Below are 16,637 nucleotides of genomic sequence, written 5' to 3' on the forward strand. Positions count from 1 at the left end.
TGCAGCGGTGAACGAAGTTCCAGAATATACTGGTGGTGTGAACGCAGCCGAAGCAGCGGTCAATGAAGTACCGGAGTACAAAGATAATCAATCTCTTGTAGCCATGGCTATGTCACAAGACAAGACTTACCAGGCACCTGCAAGCCGTCAACATATTCTCCCTGAAACAGGTACTAAGGAAAATGCAACCCTTGCAACAGCAGGTATTGTAGGAGCGCTTCTTGGACTCTTTGCAATGGGCAAGAAGAAAGACGAAGAATAAAATAATCTGACAGTATTTAGATTATAGAGATTGGACAAGAAAACAATCTCAACTATAAAAAGTGGACAAACTAGTTTCAAGAAACAGAACTAGATCTTGTCCGCTTTTTTATGTTTCTTGGTAGCAAAAAATCCTTAACAAAGATGCGAAACTTGATAATTGAGTTTTCAAATAACAAAAAACAAATAAGAAAGCCCTTTGTGGCTTTTTTATTTTCATAAAAATGGTAAAATAGTAAGAGTAGAAATGGAGTTCTAGATATGAAACGAATTGATCAATTTGAAAATAAGAAAGTATTAGTCCTAGGTTTAGCTAAATCAGGTGAGTCTGCAGCTCGTCTCTTGGATAAGCTAGGAGCCATCGTAACGGTGAATGATGGCAAGCCTTTTGAGGGAAATCCAGCTGCTCAAAGCCTTTTGGAAGATGGTATCAAGGTTGTAACTGGTGGTCATCCCTTGGAATTGTTGGATGAAGATTTTGCTCTCATGGTGAAAAATCCTGGTATTCCTTATAGCAATCCTATGATTGAAAAAGCTCTAGAAAAAGGTATTCCAGTCTTGACTGAGGTTGAGTTGGCCTATTTGATTTCAGAAGCTCCAATCATCGGCATTACTGGGTCAAATGGGAAGACAACGACGACAACCATGATTGGAGAAGTTCTAACTGCGGCTGGGCAAAATGGCCTCTTATCAGGGAACATCGGTTATCCCGCAAGCCAGGTAGCTCAGACAGCAACAAATAAGGATACCCTTGTCATGGAACTTTCTTCTTTCCAATTAATGGGAATCCAGGAATTCCATCCTGAAATTGCTGTTATCACCAACCTGATGCCAACACATATTGACTATCACGGTTCTTTTGAAGCCTATGTAGCAGCCAAGTGGAATATCCAAAGCAATATGACAGCAGCTGATTACCTAGTATTGAACTTCAACCAGGAATTAGCTAAAGAACTTGCGACAAAGACAAATGCGACTGTAGTACCATTCTCAACACTTGAAAAGGTTGACGGTGCTTATCTTGAAGATGGTCTTCTCTACTTCCGTGGTGAAAAAGTCATGGCAGCTAATGAAATCGGAGTGCCAGGTAGCCACAATGTAGAAAATGCTCTTGCAACCATCGCTGTAGCTAAACTTCGTGGTGTGGACAATGAGATCATCAAGGAAACCTTGTCAGCCTTTGGTGGAGTTAAACACCGTCTCCAGTTTGTAGATGAAATCAAGGGTGTGAAATTCTATAACGATAGCAAGTCGACCAATATCTTAGCAACTCAAAAAGCCTTGTCAGGATTTGATAATAGCAAGGTTATCTTGATTGCTGGTGGGTTGGATCGTGGCAATGAGTTTGACGAATTGGTTCCAGATATTACCGGACTGAAGAAAATGGTTATCCTCGGTCAATCTGCAGAACGTGTCAAACGTGCAGCGGATAAAGCTGGTGTGGCTTATGTTGACGCGACTGATATTGCAGATGCGACTCGTAAGGCTTCTGAACTTGCAGAAGAAGGAGATGTTGTTCTCCTTAGTCCTGCCAATGCGAGCTGGGATATGTATGCTAACTTTGAAGTACGTGGAGATCTTTTCATCGACACTGTAGCGGAGTTAAAGGGATAATATGAAAAAAATAGTATTTACTGGTGGGGGAACGGTTGGACACGTTACCCTCAACCTTTTGTTAATGCCTAAGTTTATCGAAGATGGCTGGGAAGTCCACTATATTGGTGATAAAAATGGGATTGAGCATCATGAAATTCTCAAGTCAGGTTTAGATGTTACCTTCCATTCGATTGCAACAGGGAAATTACGTCGATATTTCTCATGGCAAAATATGGTTGACGTCTTTAAGGTTGCTTTTGGAATTCTTCAATCGCTCTTTATCATGCTTCGAGTTCGTCCACAAGCCCTCTTTTCTAAGGGTGGATTTGTATCTGTTCCTCCTGTTATCGCAGCGCGAGTATGCAGAGTACCAGTCTTCATCCACGAGTCTGATCTCTCTATGGGATTGGCCAATAAAATTGCCTATAAGTTTGCGACTAAGATGTACTCTACTTTCGAGCAAGCGTCTAGTCTCACTAAGGTAGAACATGTAGGAGCTGTGACCAAGGTTTCAGGTCCAGTTATGGAAGAACCTGAAGAAATGGTGGATATCCGAACTTCTTTCAACGACAAGTTACCAACTCTTCTCTTTGTTGGAGGTTCTGCTGGGGCGCGTGTCTTTAACCAACTAGTAACAGACCATAAGGAAGAGCTGACTAGTCGCTATAATATCATTAACCTGACAGGTGATGCTAGTTTAAATGAACTAAGTTCAAACCTCTACCGTGTTGACTATGCGACGGAACTCTATCAACCACTCATGAATATGGCTGACGTGGTCATCACTCGTGGTGGTGCCAATACGATTTTTGAACTCCTTGCTATGGCTAAATTGCATGTCATTGTGCCACTGGGTCGTGAAGCCAGTCGTGGAGACCAGATTGAAAATGCAGCCTATTTTGTCAAGAAAGGCTATGCTGAGGAGTTGCAAGAGAGCGATTTGACTTTGTCAACTTTAGAAGAAAAAGTAAATCAACTCTTGACCAACAAAGAGATTTACCAAAACAAGATGAAGAATTCTCAGGAATTAAAATCTGTGGCAGATTTTTATGAGCTACTCAAAAAAGATTTATCATAAGGAAAATTGATGTCAAAGGATAAAAAGAATCAGGACACTCAAGGCAAGGAATTGTCGGAGTGGCAAAAACGAAATCAAGAATATCTTCAAAAAAAAGCTGAAGAAGAGGCGAAACGTGCCGAAGAAGAAGCTCGTGAAAAAGAAGAACAAGTATCAGAGTCTTCTGAAAGCGCTCAAGAAGTGTCAGAATGGCAAAAACAACATCACGAGTATTTGAGCAAAAGAACGGAAGAAAACTCTACGAGTTCTGAAGAAGTGGACGAAGAATCCGAAAAATCTGAAGAGAAGGATTCGGGTACTAGCGATGAGACTTCAAATGAAGAGAAAGATTCGGAGGAAACTCCTCAAGAAGACTCTAAGAGTCAGGCTCAAGTAGAGAAAGAAAAAGCTGACGAAAAGGTTAAGAAACAGAAAAAGGCAAAAACCAAGAGTAAACCTCCAAAACCAGCCATTCCTTCTATACATATCTGGCGAGCAGTTACAATCCTCGTCCCAAGTTTTATAATCTTATTCTTGTCTATTTATCTTCTAAGCCCTCTAGCTACAATGAAACATATTGAGGTTACGGGCACTGTTCAGACAAGTGCAGACCAAGTTAAAGAAGCGTCTGGCATTCGTGACAGTGACTATACAATCAGCTTGCTTTTAAATAAAGATAAGCATGCGGAAATGGTCAAATCAAATCACTGGATTGAATCTGCTAAGATAACTTATCAATTCCCAGTTCACTTTACTATTGAAGTTAAAGAATTTGAGATTGTAGCCTACTCTGTTTCTGGAGATAGCCATTATCCAATCTTATCTAGTGGAAGCGTTGAATCGACAGCTGTTAATGCTGATAATTTACCTGAGAAATACATATCTGTTTTGTTTAACGATGCGGAACAGATTAAAACCCTAATTTCTCAGCTAAATGAAGTTAGTCCAGAAATTAAGCAAGAGATTGAGAAGATTGAACTTGCACCAAGCAAGGTAACAAGTGACCTTCTAAAGATTACCATGTATGACACAGACGAGATTTTGGTGCCACTATCAGAACTAGGGAAGAAATTACCATACTATAGTAAGATAAAACCACAGTTGACAGTTCCTAGCGGTATTGACATGGAGGTCGGTATTTATAGCTATAGTCTAGTGGATAAGGCTCTGGATGACGAAAGAGTCAAAGCCAAAGAAGAGGAAAAGAAGAAGCAGGAAGAAGAGAAGAAAAAACAAGCTGAGCAAGGAAATCAAGATCAAACAACACAGACGACTCAAACAACACAGAGTCGTTAAGTTTCAGATGATTCGTTCAGTTACTTGTTTTTACTTGACAAGTACTGCTTTAAATAATAGAATAGTAAAAAACCTTTAAAGCAGTCCAGAGAGGCAGCTAAGGTTAGACGGTGAAAGGGTGGAGACTACCCATTTTTCGTGGAACCTTGCTGTAGGCAGGTTCCTTTTTTCATGCTCTCTAGCTTACAAAGGTAAAAGGAGAAAAGTATGCGCGAAGCTCGTCCAGTCATTGCTCTTGATTTTCCAAGTTTTGAGGCAGTCAAGCAATTTTTAGCTCTTTTTCCAGCAGGAGAGAGCCTCTATCTAAAAGTAGGTATGGAACTCTATTACGCTACAGGACCTGAGATTGTTTCTTATCTGAAAGGTTTGGGACATAGTGTCTTTCTGGATCTCAAGCTCCATGATATTCCAAATACAGTCAAATCAGCCATGAAGGTCTTGTCTCATCTTGGCGTTGATATGACAAACGTTCATGCAGCAGGTGGCGTTGAGATGATGAAGGCTGCGCGTGAAGGACTTGGGAAAGAAGCTAAATTGATTGCTGTCACTCAGTTAACTTCAACCTCTGAGGAGCAAATGAGAGAGTTTCAAAATATTCAAACCAGTCTTCAAGAATCTGTCATTCATTATGCTAAGAAAACCGCTAAAGCAGGTTTAGATGGAGTGGTTTGTTCAGCTCAGGAAGTGAAGCTCATCAAAGAAGCTACTAGCCAAGACTTTATCTGTCTGACACCAGGTATTCGGCCTGCTGGAGCCGCTGTTGGAGACCAAAAACGAGTCATGACACCAGCAGATGCTTATCATATTGGTAGTGACTATATCGTTGTCGGACGCCCAATCACTCAAGCCACTGATCCAGTAGCAGCTTATCATGCTATCAAGGATGAATGGACACAAGACTGGAAATAAGAATAAAGTATAAAATACAAAGGAGAAACCCATGACACTTGCTAAAGACATTGCTAGCCATCTATTGAAAATTCAAGCTGTTTACCTCAAGCCAGAAGAACCCTTCACTTGGGCATCAGGTATCAAGTCACCGATTTATACGGATAATCGTGTGACGCTTGCCTACCCAGAGACACGTACCTTGATTGAGAATGGTTTTGTAGAAGCCATCAAGACAGATTTCCCAGAGGTAGAAGTGATTGCAGGAACAGCGACTGCAGGTATCCCACATGGTGCTATCATCGCTGATAAGATGAATCTGCCATTTGCTTATATCCGTAGCAAACCAAAAGACCACGGAGCTGGAAACCAAATCGAAGGCCGTGTAGCTCAAGGGCAAAAGATGGTTGTTGTTGAAGATTTGATTTCAACTGGTGGGTCTGTTCTTGAAGCTGTAGCAGCTGCTAAACGTGAAGGAGCAGATGTGCTTGGTGTCGTGGCTATCTTCAGCTATCAATTACCAAAAGCAGATAAAAACTTTGCGGATGCTGGTGTCAAATTGGTGACTCTTTCAAACTACAGTGAGCTCATTCACCTAGCCCAAGAAGAAGGCTACATCACACCAGAAGGACTTGCTCTCTTAAAACGCTTTAAAGAAGACCAAGAAAATTGGCAAAATGCTTAAGATATATAGAAATCAGGTAACCCCTAGGGTTACCTGATTTCTTTTGAAAGGTCCAGGTAATCAGTTTGAAATTTCAAGACAAAATTTTTGAAAGGATTCTGAAAAAGAGGTAAGATAGTTAATGTAAGTTAAAGTAAACGCTTACTTAACAAGGAGGACACTTTATGTCATATAAAACAAGCAATGCAGAAGGACCTGTAGATTTTATTAACACTTATGATTTGGAGCCAATGGCACAACAGGTCATTCCCAAAGCTGCCTTTGGTTATATCGCTAGTGGAGCAGAAGATACTTTCACTTTACGCGAGAACATCCGTGCCTTTAACCACAAACTTATTGTTCCTCATACGCTTTGTGATGTTGAAAATCCAAGTACAGAGATTGAATTTGCAGGTGAAAAATTATCTTCACCAATCATTATGGCGCCTGTTGCGGCTCATAAATTAGCAAATGAACAAGGTGAAGTGGCTACTGCACGTGGTGTGCATGAATTTGGTTCTCTTTATACAACTAGTTCCTACTCTACCGTTGACCTTCCAGAAATTACGGAAGCTCTTCAAGGAACACCTCATTGGTTCCAATTTTACTTTAGTAAGGATGACGGTATTAACCGCCATATCATGGACCGTGTGAAGGCTGAAGGCTACAAAGCGATTGTCTTGACAGCAGATGCTACTGTAGGGGGCAATCGTGAGGTCGACAAGCGCAATGGTTTTGTCTTCCCCGTTGGTATGCCAATTGTTGAGGAATACCTGCCAGAAGGTGCTGGAAAATCAATGGACTTTGTTTACAAGTCAGCCAAACAACGCTTGTCTCCACGAGATGTAGAGTTTATCGCAGAATACTCAGGACTTCCTGTTTATGTCAAAGGTCCACAATGCCGTGAAGACGTTGAACGTTCACTGGATGCAGGGGCTTCAGGTATTTGGGTAACTAACCACGGAGGTCGACAAATTGATGGTGGACCGGCTGCGTTTGACTCGCTACAAGAAGTGGCTGAAGCAGTAAATAAACGTGTGCCAATTGTTTTTGACTCTGGTGTTCGCCGTGGTCAGCACGTCTTTAAAGCCTTGGCTTCTGGAGCTGACTTAGTAGCCATTGGCCGCCCTGTAATCTATGGTTTAGCCCTTGGTGGTAGTGTTGGTGTGCGCCAAGTCTTTGAACATTTGAATGATGAATTGAAGACAGTTATGCAGTTATCTGGAACACAGACAATTGAAGATGTGAAACGATTCAAGCTTCGTCACAATCCATATGATCCAAGTTTCCCAGCTGATTCACATGATTTAAAATTGTATTAATAGTAAAATAAACCTCCACTCCATGTGGAGGTTTTTGAGTTATGTTTTTGTAAACATGAAAGAGAGTTTAAAAAGTGAACTTAACGAGTATATAAGAAAAATTTTAATACATTTTAAACTATTTTAAAAATTTTTAGGAAATTTAGTTGACAAATGTAGATTTTGAGAGTATACTTATTTTTATAATTGACAAATGTAGATTTTGGAGGTGTGCTGATGCAGATTTCGGATGCAGAGTGGCAGGTCATGAAGATTATCTGGATGCAGGGAGAACAGACTAGTACTGATCTCATAAAAGTATTAGAGAAAAGGTTTAGCTGGTCCAAATCCACGATCCAGACACTCTTGGCTCGTTTGGTGGAGAAAGAATGTTTGACTCGGGAAAAACAGGGCAAGTCCTTTGTCTATTCAGACCTGTTGACACAGGAAGATAGCAAGAAGTTACTTGTCCAAGATATCAAAGATAAGCTTTGTTCTCGAAGGATTAAGCAGTTACTAGCTGATTTGATTGAAGAATGTGACTTTACCCTAGCCGACTTAGAAGGCTTAGAAGAGGTCATTTCTAAGAAAAAAGCAAGTGCTGTAACAGAAGTAAAATGTAATTGTATGTAAAGGAGACGCTATGTTAAATCTATTTGTATCTATTGTTGTTTTAGGAATGATTGCTTTTATCCTCTTTTGGTTTTTCAAAAAACCGCAAGAAGATGCTAAGAGAGCCCAGCAAAAAAATGGCTATCAGGAGATTCGAGTGGAGGTCATGGGGGGCTACACTCCAGGAACTATTATCCTCAAAAAATCGCAACCTGCTCGTATTATTTTTGATCGAAAAGATCCTTCACCTTGCTTGGACCAAATCGTTTTCCCAGACTTTGGTGTGCATGCTGATCTGCCTATGGGAGACCAATATGTGGTTGAAATCACTCCTGAAGAAGCAGGTGAGTATGGTTTCTCTTGTGGCATGAATATGATGCACGGTAAGATGATTGTAGAATAGGAGAATGATATGACTGAAATTGTAAAAGCAAGTCTTGAAAATGGTGTTCAAAAAATCCGTATCACGGCAGAAAAAGGCTACCATCCAGCCCACATTCAACTGCAAAAAGGGATTCCTGCTGAGATTACCTTTCATCGTGTGACACCTTCAAACTGTTATAAGGAAATTCTCTTCGAAGAAGAAGGGATCCTAGAACCAATCGCTCAAGATGAGGAAAAAGTCATTCGCTTTACGCCTCAAGACTTGGGTGAGCATGAATTTTCATGCGGCATGAAGATGCAAAAGGGGACCTACACCGTTGTTGAAAAAACTAAAAAGTCTCTCAGTCTTTTACAGCGTTTTTGGATTACTAGTATCTTTACTGTGCCTCTTGTGATTCTCATGATTGGGATGTCTACAGGAGGAATTAGTCACCAAGTCATGCGTTGGGGCACCTTTTTAGCCACAACACCCATTATGCTGGTAGCTGGAGTTCCATATATCAGAAGCGCCTGGGCTAGTTTTAAAAAGCACAATTCCAACATGGATACCTTGGTTGCTCTGGGAACCATAGTGGCCTATTTCTATAGCTTAGTTGCCCTCTTCACTGGTCTGCCCGTTTACTTTGAAAGTGCTGCATTTATCCTCTTCTTCATTCTTTTGGGAGCAGTTTTTGAGGAAAAAATGCGAAAAAATACTTCTCAGGCAGTCGAAAAATTATTAGACCTACAAGCAAAGACAGCAGAGGTTTTGCGTGATGATGTTTATGTTCAAATACCTCTAGAACAAGTCAAAGTTGGGGATCTCATTCGCGTTCGACCAGGTGAAAAAATTGCCGTTGATGGGACTGTGTTAGAAGGTGAAACGAGTATTGATGAATCAATGGTGACTGGGGAAAGTATTCCAGTCGATAAATCAGTTGGAGATGCTGTCATTGGTTCAACCATCAATAATAGTGGTACGATCATCTTTAAAGCTGAAAAAGTTGGTTCTGAGACTATGTTGGCTCAAATTGTGGACTTTGTGAAGAAAGCGCAAACGAGTCGCGCCCCTATTCAAGATTTGACAGATAAGATTTCAGGGATTTTTGTACCAGCAGTTGTCATTTTAGGACTTCTTACTTTTTGGATCTGGTTTGTTTTCCTAGGAGAAAGCTTTGTGACGTCGCTCCTCTATGGAGTTGCTGTTTTGATTATTGCCTGTCCTTGTGCACTAGGACTCGCGACACCGACAGCACTCATGGTTGGAACAGGACGAAGTGCCAAGATGGGGATTCTTCTCAAAAATGGTACAGTTTTACAGGAAATCCAAAAAGTCCAAACAGTTGTTTTTGATAAGACAGGAACCTTGACCGAAGGGAAGCCAGTAGTGACAGATGTTATTGGTGATGAAAGAGAAGTGCTAAGTTTGGCTGCTTCACTGGAAGATGTATCTCAACACCCGCTAGCTCAAGCAGTTGTAAATCGTGCATCTGAACTAGGAATTAGCCTTTACCCAGTGGAAAACTTCCAAGCCTTGCATGGAAAAGGTGTGACTGGGATTATTAATGGTAAACAAGTCTTGCTGGGTAATGCCAAACTTTTAGCTGACCTTGCTATTCCACATGATTATCAAGAACGATTTGATTTGCTTGAGAAAGAAGCAAAAACAGTTGTCTTCCTATCCGTGGATGGTCAGTTAAAAGGCTTAATTGCCTTGCAGGATGTCCCTAAGGAAAATGCCAAAGAAGCTATTGCCAAATTGAAAAAACGTGGTCTTAGAACGGTCATGCTTACCGGAGATAATGCTGGAGTAGCCCATGCGATTGCAGAGCAAATTGGAATCGAAGAAGTGATCGCAAATGTCTTGCCAGAGGAAAAGGCACATGAAATTCACAAGCTTCAAAAGAATGGCAAATTGGCCTTTGTTGGAGATGGTATCAATGATGCGCCGGCCCTCAGTGTAGCGGATGTCGGAATTGCAATGGGCTCTGGGACAGATATTGCCATCGAATCAGCAGATCTTGTCCTTACAACCAACAATTTACTAGGATTGGCACGTGCTTTTGATATGAGTAAGAAGACCTTTAATCGTATTCTACTCAATCTTTTCTGGGCTTCTATCTATAACCTCATTGGTATTCCGATTGCAGCAGGAGTGTTTTCTGGTCTTGGTTTGGTACTCAATCCAGAACTTGCAGGATTGGCCATGGCCTTTAGTTCAGTATCTGTTTTAATCAGCTCTCTTATGCTTAATTTTACTAAAGTCGATTAATACTCTTCGAAAATCTCTTCAAACCACGTCAGCTTCATCTGCAACCTCAAAGCTGTGCTTTGAGCAACCTGCGGCTAGCTTCCTAGTTTGCTCTTTGATTTTCATTGAGTATAAAAAGGCGGTCTTAACCGCTTTTTTCTATTCTAAAACAGATTTTCAAAACGCTTCCAAACTGTACTGTAATAGAGAATGAAAGTTTCTGAGCATATACTTAGAAATCTAAAATCAAATGTGATAAATTAGGATTGTAAATTTACTGAATCGTTTTCAAATAACATATAAAAGCGTTTTTTGTAAATATATGAAATTATTTTGAAGGAGAGTTATCATTATGACTCAAGGGAAAATTACTGCATCTGCAGCAATGCTCAACGTATTGAAAACATGGGGCGTAGATACTATCTACGGTATCCCATCAGGAACACTCAGCTCATTGATGGACGCTTTGGCTGAAGACAAAGATATCCGTTTCTTGCAAGTTCGCCACGAAGAAACAGGTGCTCTTGCAGCGGTTATGCAAGCTAAATTTGGCGGATCTATCGGTGTTGCAGTTGGTTCAGGTGGACCTGGTGCAACTCACTTGATCAACGGTGTTTACGATGCAGCTATGGATAACACTCCATTCCTTGCTATCCTTGGATCACGTCCAGTTAACGAATTGAACATGGATGCCTTCCAAGAATTGAACCAAAACCCAATGTACAACGGTATCGCTGTTTACAACAAACGTGTAGCTTACGCAGAACAATTGCCAAAAGTGATTGACGAAGCTTGCCGTGCTGCCGTTTCTAGAAAAGGTCCAGCTGTCGTTGAAATTCCAGTAAACTTTGGTTTCCAAGAAATCGACGAAAACTCATACTATGGTTCAGGTTCTTACGAGCGTTCATTCATCGCTCCTGCTTTGAACGAAGTTGAAATCGACAAAGCTGTTGAAATTTTGAACAATGCTGAACGTCCAGTTATCTACGCTGGTTACGGTGGTGTTAAAGCTGGTGAAGTAATCACTGAATTGTCACGTAAAATCAAAGCACCAATCATCACAACTGGTAAAAACTTCGAAGCTTTCGAATGGAACTACGAAGGTTTGACAGGTTCTGCTTACCGTGTTGGTTGGAAGCCAGCCAACGAAGTGGTCTTTGAAGCAGACACAGTTCTTTTCCTTGGTTCAAACTTCCCATTTGCTGAAGTTTACCAAGCATTCAAGAACACTGAAAAATTCATCCAAGTGGATATTGACCCTTACAAACTTGGTAAACGTCACGCCCTTGACGCTTCAATCCTTGGTGATGCAGGTCAAGCAGCTAAAGCTATCCTCGATAAAGTGAACCCAGTTGAATCTACTCCATGGTGGCGTGCAAACGTGAAGAACAACCAAAACTGGCGTGATTATATGAACAAACTCGAAGGTAAAACTGAGGGTGAATTGCAATTGTATCAAGTTTACAATGCAATCAACAAACATGCTGATCAAGACGCTATCTACTCAATCGACGTAGGTGATACTACTCAAACATCTACTCGTCACCTTCACATGACACCTAAGAACATGTGGCGTACATCTCCACTCTTTGCGACAATGGGTATTGCCCTTCCTGGTGGTATCGCTGCTAAGAAAGACAATCCAGATCGCCAAGTATGGAACATCATGGGTGACGGTGCATTCAACATGTGCTACCCAGACGTTATCACAAACGTTCAATACGACCTTCCTGTTATCAACGTTGTCTTCTCAAATGGTAAATATGCCTTCATCAAGGACAAATACGAAGACACAAACAAACACTTGTTTGGTTGTGACTTCCCTAATGCTGACTACGCTAAAATTGCTGAAGCTCAAGGAGCTGTTGGATTTACAGTTGACCGTATCGAAGATATCGATGCAGTTGTTGCAGAAGCTGTTAAATTGAACAAAGAAGGTAAAACTGTTGTTATCGATGCTCACATCACTCAACACCGTCCACTTCCAGTAGAAGTACTTGAGTTGGATCCAAAACAACACTCAGAAGAAGCAATCAAAGCCTTCAAGGAAAAATACGAAGCTGAAGAGCTTGTACCATTCCGCCTCTTCTTAGAAGAAGAAGGATTGCAATCACGCGCAATTAAATAATTCCTCTCGTCGAAAATCACAAGTAAACATTGTAGATTTTATGCATTGATTTTCATAGAGAGAAACTTGAAAAGATCGGAGCAATCCGGTCTTTTTTTTCTTGTCTTTTCTGTTAAATTTGTTAAAATAGCTTCATAACAATTTTCTAAGGAGAAAAGGATGCCAACAACTTTCTTTCTATTATTTGGCTTAATGTCGTTAGGCTTTGCTGCCTTCACCTATTTTATGTTCGACATTTTTATCTTTAGTAATTACAGAAATGCCAAGAGATGCACCGAAAGAACGGAAGGAGTTATTATCCGATACTCTTATGCTCTTTATAACGGGATCAGTCTTCCAGTGGTTGAGTACACTGTTAATGGGAACCGATACAAGGTTTTAGGACCGAAATTTTTATATGCGATTTCAAATACAATCAGTACTCCCTTAGGTTCAATCGTATCTGATGTCAAAATGGACAATTTTGAAGATGGGGAAATTCCTCAGGTTTTAAGATATAAAATTTATAGGAACAGTTTCATCTCTTTAACCAAATCACCTTTAGAAGAGTATTTCCCAGTGGGTAGTAAGGTTGCTGTTTATTATGACCCTAAAAAACCAAAATATTCCTACGTAGAAAGACCTTTAAAACCAGGTCGTTATGCATGGTTGACTAAATGTTTAGTTTATTTCCTTGTTTTTCTGATGGTTGCTCTAGCTTTCTTTATAGTGTTCATTCTTCCAAATCTTGTGAACTAATAGTTTCTGGTAGATTTTTCGAAAGTATGAAATCCATATCGTTACTATTTTTATAAAATCTTCTCCCTACTTTATAAGATAAGAAAAAGAGTTCAATCAGAACTCTTTTTTTGCTATAATGAAGGGAGAAAAATCAGACAGGAGATCAAGATGTCAGAACCGTTATTTTTAAATTCTGTAATGCAAGAAAAAATCTGGGGTGGGACTAAACTTCGTGATGAGTTTGGTTACGACATTCCGAGTGAAAAAATCGGAGAATATTGGGCAATCTCAGCTCATCCAAATGGAGTGTCTAAGGTAGCCAGTGGCCGCTATGAAGGAACAGACCTCGCTACTTTGTATGCAGAACACCGTGAGTTGTTTGGCAACCGTCCAGAGCCTGTATTTCCGCTCTTGACCAAAATCCTTGATGCCAATGACTGGCTCAGTGTTCAAGTTCACCCAGATGATGCTTATGGACTAGAGCATGAAGGCGAACTTGGAAAGACAGAGTGCTGGTATATCATCGCTGCAGATGAAGGTTCAGAGATTATTTACGGCCACAATGCTAAGTCTAAAGAAGAACTCCGCCAGCAAATCGAAGACAAAAACTGGGATGCCTTGCTTACAAAAGTACCTGTTAAGGCTGGAGATTTCTTCTATGTACCAAGTGGAACCATGCATGCTATCGGTGCGGGAATCTTGATTCTTGAAACGCAACAGTCTAGTGATACAACCTACCGTGTCTATGACTTTGACCGCAAGGATGATAATGGCAACTTGCGTGAACTTCACCTCGAAAAATCAATCGATGTTTTGAATATTGGTGAGCCTGCAAACAGTCGTCCTGTGACTGTCAAAGCAGATGATTTGCGTTCAACTTTACTTGTCTCTAATGATTTCTTTGCTGTCTACAAGTGGGAAATCACAGGAAAAGTTGAATTTGAGAAGACGGCTGATTACAGCTTGTTGAGTGTCTTGGCCGGTCAAGGGAAACTGACTGTAGACGGAAAAGAATATCCAATCCAAAAAGGTAGCCACTTTATCTTACCAAGTGATGTTGAAGCTTGGACCTTGGAAGGATCAGATTTAGAATTGATTGTTAGCCATCCATAAAAAGAAAAGACTTGAGAGATATTCTCAAGTCCTTTTTTGTATTTACATAAATTGGGCGATAAAGACCACGATAATGATAATCGGGATAATGTAACGAAGAAGGAAGAGCCAGACTTGGAAAAGTCCTTGTTTCCAAGGTGTTTCATCAAGATGCAATTCCTCCATAGCGAGTGCTTTTTTAAAGATAAAGCCTGTAAAAAGAGACAAGCAGAAAGCACCGAAAGGCATGAGGAGGTTGGAAACCAAGAAATCCATGGCGTCAAAGAAGGTCTTTCCAAAGATATGGACATCAGCCATCACACCATAGGATAGGGCCGAAGGGATACCAAAGACAAAAGTCAATACACCTAAAATCATACTCCACTTAGCACGCTTACGATTGTTTTGGTTGGTGATATTTCCAACGTTGATCTCAAGCATGACGACTGAAGAAGTTATCGTCGCAAAGAGGAAAAGCAAGAGAAAGAGAATATAGAAAATAGTACCAAAAGGCATATTGTCAAAGAGTTGCGGCAAAACAATAAAGAGGAGACTTGGTCCACCTTCAGATTGGATATTAAAGGCTGACATCGCAGGGAAAATCGCAAGTCCCGCCATGATAGAAACTGAAATGTTCAAGGCTACGATGGACATACCTGATTGGACAAGCTTGGTCTTCTTGTCTAGGTAGGAAGCGTAGGTCAGCATGGCTGTAACTCCAAGGGATAGTGCAAAGAAAGATTGACCCAGTGCATAGAGAAGTCCAGCACTTGTTAGTTTTGAAAAGTCAGGTTTGAGGAAGTAAACGACGCCTTCCATAGCATTTGGCAAGCTAAGAGAACGCCCGATAATAATGACAAAGATGATAAAAAGTAGGGGCATCATAACCTTAGATGCTCTTTCAATACCTTTTTGAACTCCTTTAGATACAATAAAGATGTTTAGGAAGATAAAAAGAGCTTGAGACCCAAGGGCAATCCAAGGATTAGAAATAATATCTGTGAAGAGCTGGGCATAATCACTGCTAATCCCAACTTGGAAGGCTTTAGCAATAGCGATACCTAGATAAACTAAAACCCATCCACCAATAACACTGTAGAAAGATAAGAGGATGAAAAGGACAAAGGCACCGATCCAACCGATAAAATTGTAGTTCTTGTTATCGCCCAATTTTCCAAAGGTTTTGATTGCTGACACGCCAGCACTCCGACCAAGAGCAAACTCAGCAAGTAAAAGTGGAAATCCAATCAATAGTGTCGAGATAAGAAAGACCAGTAAGAAACCTCCCCCACCATTGGCAGCGGTCATATAAGGGAACTTCCAAACAGCCCCAAGACCAATAGCTGAACCAGCAGATGCAAGGATGAAGCCCAGTTTTGAGCCCCATTGCGATTTTTCAGACATCGTTAAAACTCCAATCTATTTTTAAAATAAGAAAAGGCTACTTGAGTTGTCAAATAGCCCTCTCTCAATTGCTCTTTTGAGCTTTTTATTTGATTGATAGACTTGATTATCCTATCATGTTTTCTGAAGCCTGTCAAGAAAACCATTTTCGGTTTTTCATACCTTTTTCAAAAGTTAAAAAAATTTTCTAAATAAAGCTTGACTCTGACCTAAGGGAAGGGTGTATACTATCAATGTGAGGAGAAAATCATGTACCATATCAAAGAAGCTGCGCAGCTTTCAGGCGTCTCTGTCAAGACCCTGCATCATTACGATAAGATAGGACTCTTGGTTCCGTTAAAGTCAGAAAATGGCTATCGAATTTACAGTCAAGAGGATTTAGAACGACTTCAGGTTATTCTTTATTACAAATATCTAGGTTTTTCTTTAGAAAAAATAGCAGAGTTATTGAAGGAAGATACGACAGATATATTGTCACATTTAACTAGACAGTTGGATTATTTAACCCAGGAGAGGCAACATCTGGATACCTTAATTTCAACCTTACAAAAAACCATTCAAGAACAAAAAGGAGAAATAAAAATGACCATTCAAGAAAAATTCACTGGATTTAGCTACCAAGACAATCAAAAATACCACCAAGAGGCGGTAGACAAGTATGGCCAAGAAGTCATGGATCAAGCCCTTGATCGTCAAAAAGGACGAGAGGATGAGGTTGCATCAGCCTTTAATCAAGTCTTTCAAGCCTTGGCACAAAACCTTCAAACTGGTTTACCTGCAACAGCAACCGAAAACCAAGAAGAAGCTGGCAAACTCTTGCAAGCTATTCGTACTTATGGATTTGACTGCTCTATCGAGGTCTTCGGTTATATCGGCCAAGGCTATGTCTATAATCCAGAGTTCAAGGAAAACATTGACAAATTTGGACCTGGAACAGCTCAGTACACATCAGATGTCATTGCTCACTATGTTCGAGCTCAGACAAAATAAAAGTCGGCGGAGTG

At 40.5% G+C, this 16,637-nt stretch carries 14 protein-coding genes and 1 pseudogene; 14 read left to right on the forward strand and 1 reads right to left on the reverse strand.

Going from position 1 to position 16,637, the window contains the following annotated elements; all coding sequences use genetic code 11:
• Nucleotides 1-13: 13 nt before the first annotated feature.
• From ACXYSM_RS01970 to manA, 13 genes and pseudogenes are all read left to right on the forward strand, one after another.
• A pseudogene (locus ACXYSM_RS01970) lies at nucleotides 14-262 on the forward strand (SIALI-17 repeat-containing surface protein); the annotation flags it as partial.
• Nucleotides 263-522: 260 nt separating this feature from the next.
• The gene (gene murD, locus ACXYSM_RS01975; RefSeq protein WP_458634169.1) at nucleotides 523-1,875 is read left to right on the forward strand and encodes a UDP-N-acetylmuramoyl-L-alanine--D-glutamate ligase; all 1,353 of its coding nucleotides are present in this window, start codon (nucleotides 523-525) and stop codon (nucleotides 1,873-1,875) included.
• Between the two features lies 1 nt (nucleotide 1,876).
• Nucleotides 1,877-2,935: a UDP-N-acetylglucosamine--N-acetylmuramyl-(pentapeptide) pyrophosphoryl-undecaprenol N-acetylglucosamine transferase gene (locus ACXYSM_RS01980; RefSeq protein WP_036755417.1), complete on the forward strand. Its 1,059-nt coding sequence runs from the start codon at nucleotides 1,877-1,879 to the stop codon at nucleotides 2,933-2,935.
• Between the two features lie 9 nt (nucleotides 2,936-2,944).
• Nucleotides 2,945-4,210 (forward strand): cell division protein FtsQ/DivIB, encoded by a 1,266-nt coding sequence (locus tag ACXYSM_RS01985; RefSeq protein ID WP_458634170.1) that lies wholly within the window; start codon nucleotides 2,945-2,947, stop codon nucleotides 4,208-4,210.
• Between the two features lie 207 nt (nucleotides 4,211-4,417).
• A complete protein-coding gene (gene pyrF / locus ACXYSM_RS01990; RefSeq protein ID WP_458634171.1) occupies nucleotides 4,418-5,119 on the forward strand; it encodes an orotidine-5'-phosphate decarboxylase in 702 nt (233 codons plus the stop codon).
• Nucleotides 5,120-5,150: 31 nt separating this feature from the next.
• Nucleotides 5,151-5,783: an orotate phosphoribosyltransferase gene (pyrE, locus tag ACXYSM_RS01995; protein ID WP_458634172.1), complete on the forward strand. Its 633-nt coding sequence runs from the start codon at nucleotides 5,151-5,153 to the stop codon at nucleotides 5,781-5,783.
• Between the two features lie 164 nt (nucleotides 5,784-5,947).
• Nucleotides 5,948-7,084 (forward strand): L-lactate oxidase, encoded by a 1,137-nt coding sequence (gene lctO / locus ACXYSM_RS02000; protein WP_458634173.1) that lies wholly within the window; start codon nucleotides 5,948-5,950, stop codon nucleotides 7,082-7,084.
• A gap of 216 nt (nucleotides 7,085-7,300) precedes the next feature.
• Nucleotides 7,301-7,696, forward strand: a complete 396-nt coding sequence (locus ACXYSM_RS02005; protein ID WP_458634174.1) for a CopY/TcrY family copper transport repressor — start codon at nucleotides 7,301-7,303, stop codon at nucleotides 7,694-7,696.
• Between the two features lie 10 nt (nucleotides 7,697-7,706).
• Nucleotides 7,707-8,078: a cupredoxin domain-containing protein gene (locus ACXYSM_RS02010; RefSeq protein ID WP_004252344.1), complete on the forward strand. Its 372-nt coding sequence runs from the start codon at nucleotides 7,707-7,709 to the stop codon at nucleotides 8,076-8,078.
• Between the two features lie 9 nt (nucleotides 8,079-8,087).
• Nucleotides 8,088-10,310, forward strand: a complete 2,223-nt coding sequence (locus ACXYSM_RS02015; protein ID WP_458634175.1) for a heavy metal translocating P-type ATPase — start codon at nucleotides 8,088-8,090, stop codon at nucleotides 10,308-10,310.
• Nucleotides 10,311-10,641: 331 nt separating this feature from the next.
• Nucleotides 10,642-12,417: a pyruvate oxidase gene (spxB, locus tag ACXYSM_RS02020; protein ID WP_458634176.1), complete on the forward strand. Its 1,776-nt coding sequence runs from the start codon at nucleotides 10,642-10,644 to the stop codon at nucleotides 12,415-12,417.
• 159 nt (nucleotides 12,418-12,576) lie between these two features.
• Complete coding sequence (locus ACXYSM_RS02025; protein WP_458634177.1) at nucleotides 12,577-13,155, forward strand: DUF3592 domain-containing protein; 579 nt, start codon at nucleotides 12,577-12,579, stop codon at nucleotides 13,153-13,155.
• A gap of 150 nt (nucleotides 13,156-13,305) precedes the next feature.
• Complete coding sequence (manA, locus tag ACXYSM_RS02030) at nucleotides 13,306-14,250, forward strand: mannose-6-phosphate isomerase, class I (protein WP_458634178.1); 945 nt, start codon at nucleotides 13,306-13,308, stop codon at nucleotides 14,248-14,250.
• Nucleotides 14,251-14,292: 42 nt separating this feature from the next.
• Here the strand turns inward: manA and ACXYSM_RS02035 are convergent, their stop codons facing one another.
• On the reverse strand, nucleotides 14,293-15,633 hold the full coding sequence (locus ACXYSM_RS02035; protein ID WP_458634179.1) for a sodium-dependent transporter: 1,341 nt from the start codon (nucleotides 15,631-15,633) through the stop codon (nucleotides 14,293-14,295).
• 249 nt (nucleotides 15,634-15,882) lie between these two features.
• On the opposite strand from ACXYSM_RS02035, the gene ACXYSM_RS02040 reads away from it, so the two are divergent.
• A complete protein-coding gene (locus ACXYSM_RS02040; protein WP_458634180.1) occupies nucleotides 15,883-16,623 on the forward strand; it encodes a MerR family transcriptional regulator in 741 nt (246 codons plus the stop codon).
• Nucleotides 16,624-16,637 lie beyond the last annotated feature (14 nt).

Source organism: Streptococcus sp. V940 (assembly GCF_054353495.1).

Bases quoted from the DNA above. Each gene is read 5' to 3' on its own strand.
- murD (WP_458634169.1), top strand. From the start codon at position 523: ATGAAACGAATTGATCAATTTGAAAATAAGAAAGTATTAGTCCTAGGT.
- ACXYSM_RS01980 (WP_036755417.1), top strand. From the start codon at position 1,877: ATGAAAAAAATAGTATTTACTGGTGGGGGAACGGTTGGACACGTTACC.
- ACXYSM_RS01985 (WP_458634170.1), top strand. From the start codon at position 2,945: ATGTCAAAGGATAAAAAGAATCAGGACACTCAAGGCAAGGAATTGTCG.
- pyrF (WP_458634171.1), top strand. From the start codon at position 4,418: ATGCGCGAAGCTCGTCCAGTCATTGCTCTTGATTTTCCAAGTTTTGAG.
- pyrE (WP_458634172.1), top strand. From the start codon at position 5,151: ATGACACTTGCTAAAGACATTGCTAGCCATCTATTGAAAATTCAAGCT.
- lctO (WP_458634173.1), top strand. From the start codon at position 5,948: ATGTCATATAAAACAAGCAATGCAGAAGGACCTGTAGATTTTATTAAC.
- ACXYSM_RS02005 (WP_458634174.1), top strand. From the start codon at position 7,301: ATGCAGATTTCGGATGCAGAGTGGCAGGTCATGAAGATTATCTGGATG.
- ACXYSM_RS02010 (WP_004252344.1), top strand. From the start codon at position 7,707: ATGTTAAATCTATTTGTATCTATTGTTGTTTTAGGAATGATTGCTTTT.
- ACXYSM_RS02015 (WP_458634175.1), top strand. From the start codon at position 8,088: ATGACTGAAATTGTAAAAGCAAGTCTTGAAAATGGTGTTCAAAAAATC.
- spxB (WP_458634176.1), top strand. From the start codon at position 10,642: ATGACTCAAGGGAAAATTACTGCATCTGCAGCAATGCTCAACGTATTG.
- ACXYSM_RS02025 (WP_458634177.1), top strand. From the start codon at position 12,577: ATGCCAACAACTTTCTTTCTATTATTTGGCTTAATGTCGTTAGGCTTT.
- manA (WP_458634178.1), top strand. From the start codon at position 13,306: ATGTCAGAACCGTTATTTTTAAATTCTGTAATGCAAGAAAAAATCTGG.
- ACXYSM_RS02035 (WP_458634179.1), bottom strand. From the start codon at position 15,633: ATGTCTGAAAAATCGCAATGGGGCTCAAAACTGGGCTTCATCCTTGCA.
- ACXYSM_RS02040 (WP_458634180.1), top strand. From the start codon at position 15,883: ATGTACCATATCAAAGAAGCTGCGCAGCTTTCAGGCGTCTCTGTCAAG.